Origin of the sequence: Streptomyces sp. NPDC050759, from assembly GCF_044456945.1 — a bacterium.
Taxonomy (GTDB): Bacteria; Actinomycetota; Actinomycetes; order Streptomycetales; family Streptomycetaceae; genus Streptomyces.
The window spans coordinates 81,717-97,737 of record NZ_JBITGI010000010.1 but is presented as its reverse complement, the minus strand read 5'-3'; the positions used below and the strand labels follow the sequence as shown (position 1 = coordinate 97,737).

The following is a 16,021-nucleotide window of genomic DNA, read 5'->3' as shown; positions in this document are numbered from 1 at the left end:
TCAGCCGGACCGCGGCCAGGCGTTGTACCGCACCAGGTACCCGGCGAACCGCTCCAGGTCCTCCTGCGACCAGTCCGCGAGCCGCTCACCGACGGCCGCGCGGCGGCTGACGGTGACCTGGCTCAGGATGTGCCGGCCCGCCTCGGTCAGATGCAGCACCAGGACACGGTGGTCCTCCGGGTCCTGGCGCCGCTCGACCAGACCGGCCCGCTCCAGGGCGGCGACCTGGCGGCTCACCGTGGACTTGTCCAGGGCGTAATGGGCGGCCAGGTCGGTGGCGCGGCAGCCGTCGCGCTCCTCCAGATGCCCGAGGAGCGTGTACGACACCAGTGACAGCTCGGGATGCAGACGGCCCGCCGAGGCCCGGGCCCGTCGTGCGAAGACCGTCATCTCGCGCTGGATCGTCTCCACGGCCGTTGCTGCTTCCATCTGACCTCCCTCGCAGTACTGGTTGTAGAGTACAACTCGTGCCGTTCTGGGGTAGGGTGGCGCTCCGGCTGAGGGCGGTCCCAGCCGTGCGGGACGAAGGAGGTGAGACCCATCGACGTTGTGTCAGATCGGGTGCTCTCTCCTCGAATCGGCGCGGATCACCGCCTGTAGGTGACCGCGGGAGCGCCCTTCGGCTCCCGAAAGGCTCTCGGCTTCCATGCCTTCACTCTCTCCCCGCTTCACCTCTGCCGACTCCGTCGTCGCCGCACTCCGCACCGCGGGCTGTGTCTTCGCCGAGGACGAGGCCCGGCTGATCCTCGCCGCCGCCCGCACCCCCGACGAACTCGCCGGCATGGTGGACCGCCGCGTCACCGGCCACCCCCTCGAACTCGTCGTCGGCTGGGCGGAGTTCCGCGGACTGCGCATCACCGTGGGCCCCGGGGTCTTCGTGCCCCGCCGTCGCACCGAGTTCCTCGTCGAACAGGCCCTCGTCCAGGCGCCGGACGCCTCGGTCGTCGTGGACCTGTGCTGTGGCTCGGGTGCGGTCGGCGCCGCGCTCGCCGCCGCGCTGGGCCCGGTCGAGCTGCACGCCGCCGACATCGACCCGGCGGCGGTGGAGTGCGCCCGCCGCAACACCGCCGACGCGGGCGGCCGGGTCCACACCGGCGACCTCTTCGACGCCCTCCCCGCCGCCCTGCGCGGCCGTGTGGACATCCTCGCGGCCAACGTCCCCTACGTCCCCACCGACGACGTCGCCCTCCTCCCCACCGAGGCCCGCGACCACGAGCCCCTGGTCGCCCTCGACGGCGGCGCGGACGGCCTCGACATCCTGTGCCGCGTCGCCACCGAGGCCCCACACTGGCTCGCCCCCGGCGGCTGCCTCCTCGTCGAGACCAGCGAACGCCAGGCCACCGCCGCCGTCGACGCCTTCACCCGCAGCGGCCTGACACCCCGCCTCGCGGTCTCCGAGGAGCTCTACGCCCACGTCGTGATCGGCACGAACAACTAAGCCCAGCCAGGCGCCCACGTGCCCACGCCCGGCGGCTCGGGCCGGGTGGCGTGCAGATGTGCCCGGAGGGCGGCGAGTGCCGGGTGGGGGTTGTCGGCCCGCCAGATCAGGGAGTGGGGGTAGACCGGCGTGGGCCCGCGCACCGGGATGCGGCGCAGGTCCTGGTCGGACGGCCAGACCAGACGGGTCAGCTCGCCGACGAGGGTCGCCAGGGCCGGGGAGTCGGCGATGGTGTCGAGAAGAGGGTCGGTGCCGAAGTCGGGGCCGGTGACCTCGATGGTGAGGCCGAAGGCGGCGGCGAGGTCGTCGTAGTACGTGCCCCACTCGGTTCCGGTGACCAGGCCGGGCATCCAGATGCGGCGCCCGGCCAGGCGGGGGAGTTCCACCGAGCGGGCTCCCGCGAGCGCGTGGTCGGGGCCGGTGAGCAGTTGGACCGGCTCGTCGTAGACCCGTACGGACTCGATGCCGTCGGTCGACTGCCCCGCGGAATGCGGGACCGCGCGGAAGGTGGCGTCGATCGTGCCGGCCCGGAGTGCGGCGACGGCCGCGTCGGCGTCGAAGAGGGTGACGACGTCGAGCTCGATGTCCGGGTGCGTGCGGTGGAAGGCGCGCAGCAGTTCGGCCGGCGCGAGGCGGCGGCCGATCACGTCGACGCGCAGGGCCCGGCTGCCCGGCCGCACCGAAGCGGCCGCCCGTTCCGCGGCCCGGAGCAGCTCGCGGGCGTGGGGCAGGAACGCCTGTCCGTCGATGGTGAGCCGGGCACCGCGCGGGGTCCGGGTGAACAGCCGCGCCCCGAGGTCCTTCTCCAGTGCGGCGACCCGCTTCGACACGGCCTGCTGGGTGACCGCCAGCCCGTCGGCGGCCTCCTGGAACCGCCCCGCGTCCGCCACGGCGACGAAGGTGCGTACGGCGTCGAGATCCATGCCGGAAGCCTAGAGCGCAATGGCACAACCCTGGGTTGTGGGTCGTCGGTGCCATGGTTGTTTGATCTGCGGGCCCGGCACTCGGTTGGATGGCGTCGGTCAACGTGAGGTTGTCGACGAGGGGGGTTCGGGCGTGGGCGGGAGGCGGTCGCTGGGGCGGCGGTTCGGGTGGCTGTGGGCGGCCTACGCGGTCAGTGCGTTCGGCACCTCGCTGTCGTTCGGCGCTTTCCCGCTGATCGCCGTCCTGGTGCTGCACGCCGGCCCCGCCGCGGTGTCCGCGCTGGCGGCCGTGGGGCTCGCGGTCGGGGCCGCGGTGGCGGTGCCGCTCGGCCCCTGGGTGGAGTTCCGCCGCAAGAGACCGGTGATGGTCGCGATGGACCTCGTCCGGTTCGCGGCCCTGCTGAGCGTGCCCGCGGCGTACGCGCTCGGTGTGCTCGGGTTCGTGCAGCTGCTGGCCGTGTCGGTGGTCGTGGCGGCGGCCGACATCACCTTCAGCGCCGCCTCGGGAGCCTTCCTCAAGTCCCTCGTCGGCGGGGACGACCTGTTGATCGCCAACGGGCGGTTCGAGGCCACGAACTGGACGACCATCGTGATCGGGCCGCCCCTCGGCGGTGCCGCCATCGGGCTCTTCGGTCCTGTGACGACCCTGCTGGCCGACGCCGTCAGTTATCTGCTCTCGGCGCTGGGGATCCGGGCGATCGGCGGCGGCGAGCCACGGCCCGTGCCCACCGGGGCGGCGAAAGGGTCTCTGCTGGAGGGCTGGCGGTACATCCTGGCCAGTCCCGTCCTGCGCCCGCTGTTCTTCAACACGGTGCTGGTCAACGCCCTGATCATGGTGCCGGTGCCGCTGCTGACGGTCCTCATGCTCGGCCCGCTGGGCTTCGCCCCCTGGCAGTACGCCCTCGCCTTCTCGGTGCCCTGTCTCGGGGGCCTGCTCGGCTCACGGATCGCGCGCCCCCTGGTCGCCCGGTTCGGACGGCACCGCGTCCTGCTCACCTCGGGCGTCCTGCGCGCGTGCTGGCCGCTCGGCCTGGCCTTCGTCGGCCCCGGCACCGCCGGGCTGCTGCTCGTGATGGCCGTCGAGCTCGGGGTGATCACCTCCTGCGCGGTCTTCAATCCGGTGTTCTCCACCTTCCGGCTGGAGATGACGCCGACGGACCGGGTGGTCCGCACCCTCTCCGCCTGGTCGGTCACCGGCAAGCTGACCACCGCGGCCCTGACCGCCCTGTGGGGCCTGCTGGCCACGTTCACCGGAACCCGTGAGGCGATTGCGCTGGCCGGTCTGCTGCTGCTGGCCAGCCCGCTCCTGCTGCCCCGACGGCCCGACTCCGTGCCCGAGGGGAGCAAGGACGCCCTGCCCTCTTCCGCCGGGTCGCCGTGACGCGGGCCTCCCTGGCCGTGGCCCGGAGGCCCGCCGGGGCGGGGCGATCTCCCAGCTGCCGGTCATAGACCTGGGCGGCGGTCCTGGTGTCAGCGCGGTGGGCCTGCCGGTCCCACCGTGTAGCCCTTCTCGAGCGCGTCGCCCCTCCCGCGCCGGAGGTGCCGCCGCGGACCACCCTGGTGTCGCGCTTCACGGTGACCCGGTCGCGTCGATCTCCTCGACGGCGACCGCTGAACCGCGGTCCCCTGCCGTCCGGTGACTTGGACGAGGACGACGCCGCCGGAGTCGTACCGTCGCAGGCCCCGGCGACAGGCGTCCTGGCCGCCGGCGGTCAGGACGCCTGTCCGTACTGGTGACGGCAGACCCGTCAGGTCACAGGCGTCTGCACCCGGGCGATCAGCAGCGCCACGTCGTCGGAGTTGTCCGGCTGGTGCAGTGTGCGCAGCAGCAGGTCGCAGACCTCCTCCAGCGGACCGTCGGGGCTGTCGAGCAGGTCGAGGAGTGCGTCCAGGCGCTCGTCGAGCGGATGTTGCCGTGTCTCGACGAGACCGTCCGTGTACAGGACGAGCCGGTCACCGGGTGCGAGGTCGACGGTGGTCGTGGAGAAGGCGACACCGCCCACGCCCAGCGGCGCCCCCGTGGGCAGTTCGAGCAGCTCGGGCGGACGGCCGGGGCGCAGCCGTACCGGAGGCAGGTGCCCGGCGTTGGCGATCCGGCACTGGCCGAGCCGCGGGTCGTGCACGGCGTAGACGCAGGTGGCGATGGAGTGGTCCAGGTCCTCGGTGATCCGGTCGAGGTGTTCGAGGAGCTTGGCCGGGTCGAGGTCGAGGGAGGCCAGGGTGTTCGTCGCGGTGCGCAGCCGGCCCATCGTCGCGGCGGCGGTGATGCCGCTGCCCATCACGTCACCCACGACGAGGGCGGTCTTGCCCTCGCCCAGCGGGATCACGTCGAACCAGTCGCCGCCGACCTCGGCGGTGGCGCCCGCGGGCTGGTAGCGGGAGGCGACCTCCAGACCGCCGGTCACGGAGGGGTGGCTGGGCAGCAGACTGCGCTGCAGGGTGAGAGCGGTGTTGCGGGCGTCCTGGTACCAGCGGGCGTTGTCGATCTGCACCGCCGCGCGGGCCGCCAGCTCCCGCGCGAGCAGCAGGTCGTCCTCGCCGAACGGCTCCGGATGATGGATGCGCTTGAGGTCGAGGGCGCCGAGCACCTCGCCGCGCGCGATCAACGGCACGGCCAGGTAGGAGTGCACGCCGGCCTTGGCCAGCAGCGCGGCCGCCTCCGGTGAGCGGGCGATACGGGCGAGGTCGTCGGGCCCGACCTGCGCCACCAGGACCGGGTGTCCCGTGCGGACGCACTCGGTGACCAGGCGCTCGGGGGCGTAGCGGGCGACCTGTCCGGGCGGATCGGCCGCGCTCAGGACCTCCGGGGCACCGGCCGCGTCGACGGCCAGGGGACGCATCACGGCGGGTTCGGTGGGGCCGAGGGTGCTGGGTCTGCCCTGCACCACCGCCTCCAGCAGGTCCACGGCCGCCACGTCCGCGAGCTCCGGCACGGCCACGTCGGCCAGCTCACGGGCGGTGCGGTCCAGGTCGAGGGTGGTGCCGATACGGGCGGAGGCGTCCGCGACGAGCGCGAGGCGGCGCCGGGCCGTCTCGGCCTCCACGGTCGCCAGGTGCTGCTCGGTGACGTCCAGCACCGAGCCCGCCACTCCCAGCACGGTCCCCAGCGCGTCCTCGAGGCGGTACAGCGAGACCGACCAGGCGTGCTCCCTGTCCGGGTCCGCGGGCGTGTAACCGACCGTGTGCTGGTCGACGAGCGGTGTGCCGGTGCGCAGCACCTCGAGGGCGGCGGCCTCGAAGGCGGCCACGTCGAGATGCGGCAGGACCTCGCCGATCTTCCGCCCGACGTGTTCCTCGGCCGGCACACCGTTCAGCTGCTCCAGGGCCGGATTCACCGAGACGTACCGCAGTTCGGTGTCCAGCACGGCCAGTCCGATCGGGGACTGCGAGATCATGCGTGTCGAGAGCGCCACGTCCCGCTCCAGCCGGCGCACGGTCTGCTGGTCGGCGCACAGCCCCAGCGCGTAGACGTCTCCGTGGTCGTCCAGGAGCCGCATGTTGCGGAACTCGACCAGCTTGGTGCCGCCGTCCTTGTGCCGGACGGGGAAGGCGCCTGCCCAGCTCTGCCCGGTCTCCATGACGTCGGCGAACAGCTTGACGACCAGGTCGGCATGCTGCTCGTGGATCATCAGATGGGCCGCGTACTGCCCCAGCGCCTCCCGCGCGCTGTAGCCGAAGAGCTCCTCGGCCTGCGGGCTCCACAGCACGATGCGCCCCTCGGCGTCCAGCACCACCGAGGCCATGCCCAACTCGTCGAGCAGCCCGCTCGGCCGTACCGCCCCGCGCGGGGGCTCTGCGCCCTCGGCCGCGGGTATTCCGGCTGCACCCATTGCACGAACCGCCTTAGACCGTCCTCGCGGCACGCCGTACCCCCGTGCCGACTCCCCTTGTTCTACCGCGCTCAACCGTCTCCGTGACCACGCGGTCGTGTTCTTCCACCATCCCTCAACACGGGGGCGCGCGTCCGGTGAAGTCCGACGGGGTGACGAAAGCCGCTTGTTCATTCGATTGGCCTGTACATGACTGCCGTGGGGGCGCCAGACTGTCCGCCGACCCATCCCACCCCCGCTCCAGGAGCCTCAGGAGTCCTCCATGCCCCTGCGCGCCGGACAGCGTTGTCACGCGCTCCTCGCCAGCCTTGTCACCCTCACCGCGACGGCCCTCCTGGCCGCCGCCCCGCCGGCCTCCGCCGCCGACACCTGGACGGAGGCCGGTTCCGACCGGGCCAACCCGCTCACCGAGAGCCAGGGCCTGGCATCGGTCGAGGTCCCCGCCGGATCCGCCAACCGGTACACCGGTATCGGCACCATCCCCATCGGCGTCTCCAGCCGCGGCTGGAATCACGTGGGCGACCCGGACGCCTCCTACGACGGCCACTACATCGAGCCCTACCAGGCCGACTCCGGCACCGCGAAGATGTACCGCGTGCAGGCGCCGGACGGGACCTGGGCCGAGTACGTCCACACGCTCAGCTCCGGCGAGGCGCTCAACAACTCCTGGGTCGCGGTCTCACCTGACGGACAGTGGATGCTCTCCGGTGAGTGGGGCACCATGACCCGCTTCCTGGTGTTCCCCACGCCCGGCGTCAACGCGAGCACCTCGCCCTCGGCGAACCTTCCGCAGGCGGCCACCGTCACCCTCGACCACGCCGTCCGCGACGTACAGGGCTGCGACTTCCTGAGCGCCACCCAGCTGCTGTGCTCCTCCGACGACCCGGCGGGCGCGCTCTTCGGTTACACCAAGCCGCTCCTCCAGATCGACCTGTCCGCCGCCCCGACCGGCTCGGCGAACGTCACCGGCCATGTCACGGCACTTCTCCAACTGCCCCTCAGGAGCTCCTGCTCGGGCGAGTTCGAGGCGGAGGGCATCGACTACGACCGCCGTACCGGAACCCTGCGTGTGATCGTCGTCTCGCCGGGCTTCTGTGTGCTGACGGACAGCAAGACGTACCGCTTCACCAGGAGTTGAGCCCTTCACGGGCGGTGCCGGCCCTCGCGGAAATGAGGGTCGGCACCGATGGCGGGGCCCTGCGGCCGGATGTGACGGTGGATGACAGGAACACCCCCGACCGACAGAGGGAGATCCCGCATCCACCCCCGTGAAGCACGGCCCGCACGCCCTTCCGCGCCCTCGCGGGAGGTGAACCATGGGACACGCTGACACCCTGCTCGCCATGGGCGGCGCCTTCCTGGCCGCCGCGTTCCTCGCCCGCCTCGGCGGCCGGATCGGACTGCCGACCATCCCGCTGTTCATGCTCGCCGGCATCCTGCTCGGCCCGCACACCCCTGGCCTCGTCCTCGTCGAGGACGCGCACGACTTCGAGATGCTCTCCGCGCTCGGCCTGGTGCTGCTGCTGTTCTACCTGGGCCTGGAGTTCCACGTCGACGACCTGCGCACCGGCGGCAGACGCCTGCTCGCCGCGGGCGGCATCTACCTCCTGGCGAACGTCGGCGCCGGTCTCGGCTTCGGATTCGCCCTGGGCTGGGGGACCCGGGAGGCGCTGGTGCTCGCCGGGGTCCTCGGAATCTCCTCGTCCGCGATCGTCACCAAGGTCCTCATCGACCTGGGACGGATCGGCCGCCCCGAGACCCGGCTGATCCTCGGCGTGATCGTGGTCGAGGACATCTTCCTCGCGCTCTACCTCGCCGCGCTCCAGCCGGTCGTCAGCGGCGCACGTGGGCCGCTGGAGGTGCTCCTGCAGGCGGGCAAGGCCTTCGGTTTCCTGCTGGTGCTGGCCGTCGCCGCCCGGTACGGGACGCGCTGGATCGGCCGGCTGATCCACGTCCGGGACAACGAACTCCTGGTCATCAGCTTCCTCGGCGCCGCGGTCCTCGTCGCCGGAGTGTCCGAAGTCCTCGGCGTCGCCGACGCCATCGGCGCCTTCATGGTGGGCCTGATCCTGGCCGGCACGCCCTCCGGACCCCGCATCCGCCGGCTGGTGCACCCGCTGCGCGACGCCTTCGCCGCGATCTTCTTCTTCGCCTTCGGGCTGTCCATCGACCCCTCAGTCGTCACGTCCGTCGCCGGACCCGTCGCCGCCGCGGCGGCCGTGACCGTCGTGATGAACGTCGTCGCCGGCCTGCTCGTCGCCCGTCTCTACGGCTACGGCGCCCACCCCGCCGCCGACGTCGCCACCACCCTCGTGGCCCGGGGCGAGTTCGCCCTGATCCTCGGCGCGATGGCGGCCAGCGCGGGACTCGACGCACGTCTGGCGCCGTTCATCGCCGGGTATGTCCTTGTCCTGGCCGTTCTCGGCCCGGTGGCCGCGGGGCGGGCCCATCTGCTGGCCCGGATGCTGGGGTCACGTCGTGCCCGGGAACAGGGGGACGACGTCACACCGGAGCCGGTCCCGGTCGCGGTGGGGGCTGACGCCGAACGGTAGGGCCCGTGCGAAGGGGGAGTCATGCGCCAACCCGACGACGAACACCTGGTCGATCTCGCGGCACGGCTGGAGCGTGACGACCCACGGTTCGCCCGCGCCCTGGGGTCGGGCCGCCCCGCCCGGCCCCGCGAGTACCGGCGCACCCGCGCCTGGGGGAGCCTCGGCGTCGCCGTGAGTCTTCTCGTCGCGGGGATGGCTCTGCCCGAGGGCATTCTCGTGGCCGCGGGCCTGGTGCTCGCCGGTATCGCCGTCCCCTTGTTCGACCCGCACCGCGATCGCCCGCCTCGCTGACCCGTCGCCGGTAGTGCTCCGCGAAAGGTGGTGCTTTTCTGAGGGTGTGGCGCGGTTCGCGGGGAACCCGGCGGTCCGGTCATCGCCACGAGAGGAGCGATCACGATGGATCGTGAGCGAGCGCACGAGGAGTCCGTCTCCCTGGAGATCAGCGGTTGCAGCAAAGAGGACGCCCGGATCGTCTTCGACACGCTGGCGGCGTGCTTCGAGTCCGACCGGGGAGCCGACGAGGTGCCGCAGCAGCTTCATGAGTCGCGGCCGATGGTGTGGCTGGGGACGTTCGAAGTGACGGAAGCGCGTTCATGTCCGCCGCCGGCGCCGTTGTCGTCCTCGGTCGAGGCCGATGCGCAGGGAGGTTACTGGGCCATCGAGAGGCTTCGGACGACGTTGGACTCGATGTTCACGGTGCGGGACCTCGCGTCCGCGTCGGGGGATCAGGAGCGGGAGCTGCATGTGCGGCTCGAGAGTCGTTGACGGGTTGTTGGTTTTCCACGGCACCCGGTGGCCGGTCGCGCCCTCCGCACGCCCCGCGGGCGCGACCGGCCACCCTGTCATCAGCCCTGCCGCACCGGCACCACCGCCATCTCGGCGACGTTGACGTTCGGCGGGGCCGCGACCGAGAAGGCGATGGCCTCGGCGATGTCCGGCGCGGTCAGGGGATCGAGGTCGGTGCGCATGCGGGACAAGGACGCGCGTGTCTCGGCGTCCCGCATGTCCGCGCCCAGTTCGGTGGTGGTGACTCCGGGCTCGATGTTCTTCACGCGGACACCACGCGGCCCGAGTTCGGCGCGCAGATTGCGCGTGAGGTGGGCGACGGCCGCCTTGGTGGCGCAGTAGACGGACCAGTCGGGGAAGAGGAGATGTCCGCCCACGGAGCCGACGTGGACGAGGTCCGCCGGGCCGCCGCGCGAGGCCGCTGCCAGGAGGTCGTCCGTGAAGGCGCGGGACGTGTGCAGCAGACCGCGGAGGTTGACGTCGATCATGCGATCCCACTCGTCGGTGTCGGCCCGCTCGAAGGGGGCGCCGAGCATGACGCCGGCGTTGGCGACGACCAGGTCGACGGCACCGAGCGCTCCGGTGACGGCTCCGGCCGCCTCCCTGACGGCCGCGGCGTCGGTCAGGTCCAGGGCGAGGGGCAGGACCGATCCGGTGGCCGTGGCGCGCAACTCGTCGGCGAGTGCCTTGAGGCGGTCCTCGCGGCGGCCCAGCAGCGCTATGTTCGCTCCGCCTGCGGCGAGGCGCCTCGCGGTGGCGGCGCCGATCCCGCTGGTGGCACCGGTGACGACCGCGACGCGGTGGTTGAGGTTCCAGGTGTGTGTCATGCCGTCAACGGTGGGACGAGCCCTGGCCGGGGACCAGCCGTATCACCCCGAGGGGAGCGGATCGTAGGAGTACCGCGGCCACCTTGCGGACTCCCGTGGGGCCGTCACCGGACCTAGGGTCGAAGGTATGGACAGTGACAACCGGCTCGGCCTCTTCCTGCGCGCCCGCCGTGCCCTCGTCCGGCCCGAGGACGCGGGGCTGCCGGCCGGGAGCCGGCGCCGGGTGGCGGGTCTGCGCCGGGAAGAGGTCGCGGTGCTGGCCGGGGTCAGCACCGACTACTACGTCCGCCTGGAGCAGGGACGTGAGCGGAACCCCTCGGCGCAGGTGATCGAGGCGCTGGCACGCGTCCTCGGCCTGGAGGAGGACGCCCTGGACCACCTGCACCGGCTGGCCCGCCCCGTCGCTGGCCGTACCCAGGAGCGTTCGCACCCCCAGGCGGTCAGCCCCGCCCTGCTGCGGATGATGGAGGGCTGGCACCGCACTCCGGCAGTGGTCCTGGATCATTGCCTGACCGTGCTGGCCCACAACGTCCTCGGCGGCGCGCTGTTCGCCGGGCACACCCACAGCGGGGACCTGCTGCGGCTGGTCTTCCTCGACCCGGACGCCCGGGAGTTCTACCCGGACTGGGAGTCCGTGGCGGTGAACACCGTGGCCGGGCTGCGGGCCGCCGCCGGACCTGGTGACGAGGACCCGCGGCTGTTCGCCACGGTCGGCGAACTGTCGCTGCGCAGCGAGGAGTTCCGCAGGCTCTGGGCCCGCCACGACATCCGCCGCAAGACCCGCGAGAGCAAACGCTTCCGGCATCCGCTGGTCGGCGAACTGACCCTGGACTACGAGTCGTTGACCGTCAACAGCGCCCCGGGCCAGCAACTGGTCGTCTACCAGGCCGATCCGGGCAGCCCGTCCGAGCAGGCGCTCTCCCTGCTGGGGAGTCTCGCCGCGGACGCGGCCCACTCCGACGAGGCCGCCGACAAGGACACGTACACCTGAGGGCACCGACGTGGTTCCGATCACCGACGTGGTTCGTATCACCCCTCCCCGGTTGTGCAACTAGTTGCATAAAGATGTCGCGGTCCTCTACAACAGAGAGGCACGAGACCGCGACGGAGGGGCCCCATGAGCCGTTACCCGCACCTGCTGAACCCGCTCGACCTGGGCTTCACCACGCTGCCCAACCGCGTCCTGATGGGCTCCATGCACGTCGGCCTGGAAGAGGCCGAGCGCGGCTTCGAGCGCATGGCCGCCTTCTACGCGGAGCGAGCGCGCGGGGGAGTGGGCCTCATCGTCACCGGCGGTATCGCGCCCAACGACGAGGGACGGCCGTACGAGGGCGGCGCCAAGCTCACCACCGACGCGGAGGCCGAGCAGCACCGGGCCATCACCCAGGCCGTGCACCGCGAGGGCGGCCGGATCGCGATGCAGATCCTGCACTTCGGCAGGTACGCCTATCACCAGGATCTCGTCGCCCCCAGCCCCCTCCAGGCGCCGATCAGCCCCTTCCCGCCCCGCGAACTCACCGACGCCGAGGTCGAGCGGACCATCGGCGACTACGTCCGCGCGGCCCGCCTCGCCCGGCAGGCCGGCTACGACGGCGTGGAGATCATGGGCTCCGAGGGCTACCTCATCAACGAGTTCATCGCCGCGCAGACCAACCACCGCACCGACCGCTGGGGCGGCTCGTACGAGAACCGCGTGCGCTTCCCCGTGGAGATCGTGCGGCGGGTGCGCGAGGCCGTCGGCGAGGACTTCATCATCGTCTACCGGCTGTCCATGCTGGACCTCGTCCCGGGCGGCTCGACGCTGGACGAGGTGATCACGCTCGCCAAGGCCGTCGAGACCGCCGGGGCCACGATCATCAACACCGGCATCGGCTGGCACGAGGCCCGCATCCCCACCATCGCGACCTCGGTGCCGCGCGGCGCCTACACGTGGGTGACGAAGCGCCTCATGGGCGAGGTGTCGATCCCGCTCGTCACCACCAACCGCATCAACACCCCCGAACTGGCCGAGGAGTTGCTCGCCGACGGGTACGCGGACATGGTGTCGATGGCCCGCCCGATGCTCGCCGACCCGGAGTTCGTGAACAAGGCGGCCGAGGGCCGTCCCGAGGCCATCAACACCTGCATCGGCTGCAACCAGGCCTGTCTCGACCACACCTTCAGCGGGAAGATCACCTCCTGCCTGGTCAACCCGCGCGCCTGCCACGAGACCGAGCTGGTGCTGGCCCCGACGCGGCTGCGCAAGCGCGTGGCGGTCGTCGGAGCCGGCCCGGCGGGACTCGCCTGCGCGGTCTCCGCCGCCGAACGCGGCCATGACGTCACGCTCTTCGACGCCGCGAGCGAGATCGGCGGCCAGCTCAACGTCGCCCGCAAGGTCCCCGGCAAGCAGGAGTTCGACGAGACGATCCGCTACTTCCGCCACCAGCTCGACGCCCACGGCGTGGACGTACGGCTGAACGCCCCCGTGTCCTCGGGTGACTTGGACGCCTACGACGAGGTCGTCGTCGCCACCGGCGTCACCCCGCGCACCCCCGACATCCCGGGCGTCGACCACCCCAGCGTGGTCGGCTACCTCGACGTCCTGCGCGACGGCGCCCCCGTCGGCGACCGGGTGGCGATCCTGGGCGCCGGGGGCATCGGCTTCGACGTCGCCGAGTTCCTCACCGACGGCGGCGACAAGGCGCACGAGAATCCCGAGACGTACTTCCGCCAGTGGGGTGTCGACATGGACTACACGGCACCCGGCGGACTCGCCGCCCCCGAACGCCCCGCCCCGCCGCGTTCCGTGCACCTCCTGCAGCGCAAGACCAGCAAGGTCGGCGCCGGGCTCGGCAAGACCACCGGCTGGATCCACCGCACCGAGCTCAAGCACCGGGGCGTCACCATGGTCCCGGGTGTGCGCTACGACCGTATCGACGACGCGGGACTGCATGTCACCGTCGGCGAGGAGAGCACGGTCCTGGAGGTCGACACCGTCGTGCTGTGCACCGGGCAGGATCCCCGCCGGGACCTGTACGAGGAGCTCGTCGCCGCGGGCCGCAGCGCGCACCTGATCGGCGGAGCCGACGTGGCCGCGGAACTGGACGCCAAGCGGGCCATCAAGCAGGGCACGGAGGTCGCGGCCGCCCTCTGAGGCCCTTACGGGCGCCGTCCCTAGGATGACCCCATGTCACTCCCGCACGCGATCCTCACCGCTCTGCTCGAAAGGCCGTCGGCGGGGCTGGACCTGACCCGCCGGTTCGACAGGTCGATCGGCTACTTCTGGTCGGCCTCGCACCAGCAGATCTATCGCGAGCTGGGAAAACTCGAGGCCGAGGGCCTTATCCGGGCCCTGCCCGCGGCCCAGCCGACCCGCGGGCAGAAGAAGAGCTACGAGGTCCTGCCCGCGGGCCGCGCCGAACTCGAACGCTGGACGGCCGCGGCGCAGGACCCCAAGCCGCACCGGGACACCCTGCTGCTGCGGCTACGCGCGGCCGCCGTCGTCGGCACGGAGGGCCTCGAAGCCGACCTGTGCCGCCATCTCGACCTGCACCGACGGCAGTTGGCCGAGTACGAGGAGATCGAGAAGCGCGACTTCCCGCCCGGGAACGACAGCGCGCAGGCCAGGCTTCAGCACCTGGTCCTGCGCGCGGGCATCGAGCTGGAGACCTTCTGGACGCAGTGGCTCACCGAGGCCCTGGAGGAGTTCGCCGGCCTCCCGGACAGCTGACGGCTTGCAGAACGGCCGCGACCGAACGCCTTCAGAGGCGGTACGGCCGCGACCGGCGGCGCAGGAACCAGGCCGCCGCCAGCCCGCCGACCGTCACCAGGCCGCCGCCGACCGCCAGCGTCAGGGTGCCGTAGTCCTTGGTGGCGCCGCCCAGGCCGCCCATGACACCGCGGGACGGGGAGGCCGTGGCCGTCGCCGAGACCGTGGGCGTCGCGGACCCCGAGACGATGATCGACTGGGTGCCCGCGGTGCTGTTGTTGAAGGCGCACCTCACGATGACGGTGTACGTCCCGGGACTCACGCTCGACCAGGCCGCGGACTGCAGCGAAGTGGTGCCCGACAGGGCCACCTGGCGGCCCTGGCTGAAGTTCGCCTGGCTGCTGGTGAGAAGCGAGGCGGTGCCCCAGCCGCCAGTGGGCGCGGTGCGTGAGCATGCCGTGGTCGTGACGGACACCGTGGATCCGGAGGTGCTCACGGAGATGCCCGACGCGGCTGCGGCCGGCCCGGCGGTCAGGGCGAGCGGCAGCGCGGCGACGGCCGCGACGGTCAGGCCGGAGCGGAGAAGAAGCTGAGTAGTGCGCATGGACTGCCCTCCGGCGGCACGGTTGGCGGTACATCCGTGGCGCCGCCGAGGTGGGGGAAGGGCCGTGCTGCCTCAGGGAGAGCCAACGCGCACACGGGCCGGCCCGCATGCGGAGCGCCGCCGGGCAGGTGACGGGTTCCCCCGTCCGGCGCACGCGTGAGGAGCCTCACCCCTCACTGGCAGGGCCCGTCGTCACCGTCCTCTCGGCCGACAGTCCGCCCCAGGTGCCGTCGGGCAGCCGCGCCCGGATTCGCACCCGGTGGCTCTCGCCGGCCTCGCGCCCCAGGTAGAAGCTGTACGTCACCCTCCCGCGCGGAGGCGTCCCGCCGAACACGAGCGAGGTGGCCGCCTTGCCGTCGAGGTGGACCTGGTACTCCGTGACGACACCGTCCGTCTCGGGCGGCTCCCAGACCAGGTCGAGGTAGTACGCACCGTCGGCTCCCCGCCGCGTGGTCGCGCGGAAGTCCTTCGGCGCGGTGCCGCGGCCGTCGTCGCTGCCCGGCGTGGTCAGACGGACGCTGTCCCCCTGCGAGAGGTTGTCGGCCGCGTCCCGGGCCCGGACGGTGAAGGAGTAGCGGGTGCCAGGACGCAGCCCGGTGAGCACGGCCGCCGTCTGATTGCCGCCGACACTGTGGATCTTCGTGTCGCCCTGATAGATGTCGTACGACACCACGTCCCGGTCGTCCGCCGAGGCGGCCCACATCAGCTGGACGGCCCGGCTGCCCGCCGTCCGGCCCCGCAGCTCGCGGGGCGTGTCGGGGCGGAACGGTCCGCCGCCGTGGCCACCGGAGTCGTCGCCCGCACCTCCCGGCTGGGTGGGCCGAGGCGTCCCTCCGTGTCGCGGGCCCGCACGCTGAAGACATACGGGGTGGCGGGCCTGAGCCTGGTGACATCCACCATGTGCTGAGAACCCGGCACATCCTCGACTTTCGTGGTGCCGCGATATATCTCGTAGCCATGGATGCCCACGGCGGAGGACACGGCGTTCCACATCACGTGCACGCTGGTCGCGCTGCCCGCGGCGGCGGTGACACTCACGGGCGCGTCGGGCAGCCGGCCGCTCTCGCCGTCGTCGGCCCCACCCCACGCGCAGGAGGTGAGCAGCGCGAGCAGTGCGCAGAGCGGCGCGGAACGTCGGAGGGGAACGGGCACGTCGCTGCCTCCCCGGTGAGGGCATCACTGCAATGGTCCGGACCAATATGGCGCCGCTGTGTGTTCGCATCAAGAGGGCGGACCGTGTGGGTCGAGCTCGGAGGGTTACGTATGCTGAGGGTCTTCACGGCCGAACTCTCCCTGAGGAAAAGGGTGTTCGTGCTGGTGGCGCGGGCCGCTGTCGTCGCTGTTCCCGCGCCGTACGGGTGGCCGGGAGGCCC

At 72.1% G+C, this 16,021-nt stretch carries 14 protein-coding genes and 1 pseudogene; 9 read left to right on the top strand and 6 right to left on the bottom strand.

What is annotated here, in order from left to right; translation table 11 throughout:
* Positions 1-429, bottom strand: coding sequence for a MarR family winged helix-turn-helix transcriptional regulator (locus tag ACIBJB_RS27800; RefSeq protein WP_398934206.1), 429 nt, complete (start codon positions 427-429; stop codon positions 1-3).
* Between the two features lie 217 nt (positions 430-646).
* Here ACIBJB_RS27800 and ACIBJB_RS27795 point away from each other — a divergent pair, with 217 nt between their 5' ends.
* Positions 647-1,438 (top strand): putative protein N(5)-glutamine methyltransferase, encoded by a 792-nt coding sequence (locus ACIBJB_RS27795; protein WP_398934203.1) that lies wholly within the window; start codon positions 647-649, stop codon positions 1,436-1,438.
* Here ACIBJB_RS27795 and ACIBJB_RS27790 read toward each other — a convergent pair.
* On the bottom strand, positions 1,435-2,361 hold the full coding sequence (locus ACIBJB_RS27790) for a LysR family transcriptional regulator (RefSeq protein ID WP_398934202.1): 927 nt from the start codon (positions 2,359-2,361) through the stop codon (positions 1,435-1,437). The two genes, ACIBJB_RS27795 and ACIBJB_RS27790, sit on opposite strands and share 4 nt — an antisense overlap.
* Positions 2,362-2,494: 133 nt before the next feature.
* Here ACIBJB_RS27790 and ACIBJB_RS27785 point away from each other — a divergent pair, with 133 nt between their 5' ends.
* On the top strand, positions 2,495-3,742 hold the full coding sequence (locus ACIBJB_RS27785; RefSeq protein WP_398934200.1) for an MFS transporter: 1,248 nt from the start codon (positions 2,495-2,497) through the stop codon (positions 3,740-3,742).
* Positions 3,743-4,109: 367 nt separating this feature from the next.
* Here ACIBJB_RS27785 and ACIBJB_RS27780 read toward each other — a convergent pair whose 3' ends face one another.
* Positions 4,110-6,191: a SpoIIE family protein phosphatase gene (locus ACIBJB_RS27780; protein ID WP_398934198.1), complete on the bottom strand. Its 2,082-nt coding sequence runs from the start codon at positions 6,189-6,191 to the stop codon at positions 4,110-4,112.
* Between the two features lie 262 nt (positions 6,192-6,453).
* Here ACIBJB_RS27780 and ACIBJB_RS27775 point away from each other — a divergent pair, with 262 nt between their 5' ends.
* From ACIBJB_RS27775 to ACIBJB_RS27760, 4 genes are all read left to right on the top strand, one after another.
* Positions 6,454-7,329: a hypothetical protein gene (locus ACIBJB_RS27775; RefSeq protein ID WP_398934196.1), complete on the top strand. Its 876-nt coding sequence runs from the start codon at positions 6,454-6,456 to the stop codon at positions 7,327-7,329.
* Positions 7,330-7,507: 178 nt separating this feature from the next.
* Positions 7,508-8,743: a cation:proton antiporter gene (locus tag ACIBJB_RS27770; protein WP_398934194.1), complete on the top strand. Its 1,236-nt coding sequence runs from the start codon at positions 7,508-7,510 to the stop codon at positions 8,741-8,743.
* 21 nt (positions 8,744-8,764) lie between these two features.
* Positions 8,765-9,034 carry a DUF3040 domain-containing protein gene (locus tag ACIBJB_RS27765; protein ID WP_398934192.1) on the top strand — a complete coding sequence of 90 codons (270 nt, stop codon included), beginning with the start codon at positions 8,765-8,767 and terminating at the stop codon, positions 9,032-9,034.
* A gap of 105 nt (positions 9,035-9,139) precedes the next feature.
* The gene (locus ACIBJB_RS27760) at positions 9,140-9,508 is read left to right on the top strand and encodes a hypothetical protein (protein WP_057617678.1); all 369 of its coding nucleotides are present in this window, start codon (positions 9,140-9,142) and stop codon (positions 9,506-9,508) included.
* A gap of 80 nt (positions 9,509-9,588) precedes the next feature.
* On the opposite strand, the gene ACIBJB_RS27755 is transcribed toward ACIBJB_RS27760, so the two are convergent.
* Positions 9,589-10,356: an SDR family oxidoreductase gene (locus tag ACIBJB_RS27755; RefSeq protein WP_398934190.1), complete on the bottom strand. Its 768-nt coding sequence runs from the start codon at positions 10,354-10,356 to the stop codon at positions 9,589-9,591.
* A gap of 127 nt (positions 10,357-10,483) precedes the next feature.
* On the opposite strand from ACIBJB_RS27755, the gene ACIBJB_RS27750 reads away from it, so the two are divergent.
* The 3 genes from ACIBJB_RS27750 (at position 10,484) to ACIBJB_RS27740 (ending at position 14,065) form a co-directional block, all read left to right on the top strand.
* Positions 10,484-11,347 carry a helix-turn-helix domain-containing protein gene (locus ACIBJB_RS27750; protein ID WP_398934188.1) on the top strand — a complete coding sequence of 288 codons (864 nt, stop codon included), beginning with the start codon at positions 10,484-10,486 and terminating at the stop codon, positions 11,345-11,347.
* Positions 11,348-11,473: 126 nt separating this feature from the next.
* Positions 11,474-13,489, top strand: a complete 2,016-nt coding sequence (locus ACIBJB_RS27745; protein ID WP_398934187.1) for an FAD-dependent oxidoreductase — start codon at positions 11,474-11,476, stop codon at positions 13,487-13,489.
* A 33-nt stretch (positions 13,490-13,522) separates the two neighbouring features.
* Positions 13,523-14,065: a PadR family transcriptional regulator gene (locus tag ACIBJB_RS27740; RefSeq protein ID WP_398934186.1), complete on the top strand. Its 543-nt coding sequence runs from the start codon at positions 13,523-13,525 to the stop codon at positions 14,063-14,065.
* A 31-nt stretch (positions 14,066-14,096) separates the two neighbouring features.
* Here the strand turns inward: ACIBJB_RS27740 and ACIBJB_RS27735 are convergent, their stop codons facing one another.
* Positions 14,097-14,648: a hypothetical protein gene (locus ACIBJB_RS27735; RefSeq protein WP_398934185.1), complete on the bottom strand. Its 552-nt coding sequence runs from the start codon at positions 14,646-14,648 to the stop codon at positions 14,097-14,099.
* A gap of 166 nt (positions 14,649-14,814) precedes the next feature.
* A pseudogene (locus tag ACIBJB_RS27730) lies at positions 14,815-15,641 on the bottom strand (fibronectin type III domain-containing protein).
* Between the last annotated feature and the right edge of the window lie 380 nt (positions 15,642-16,021).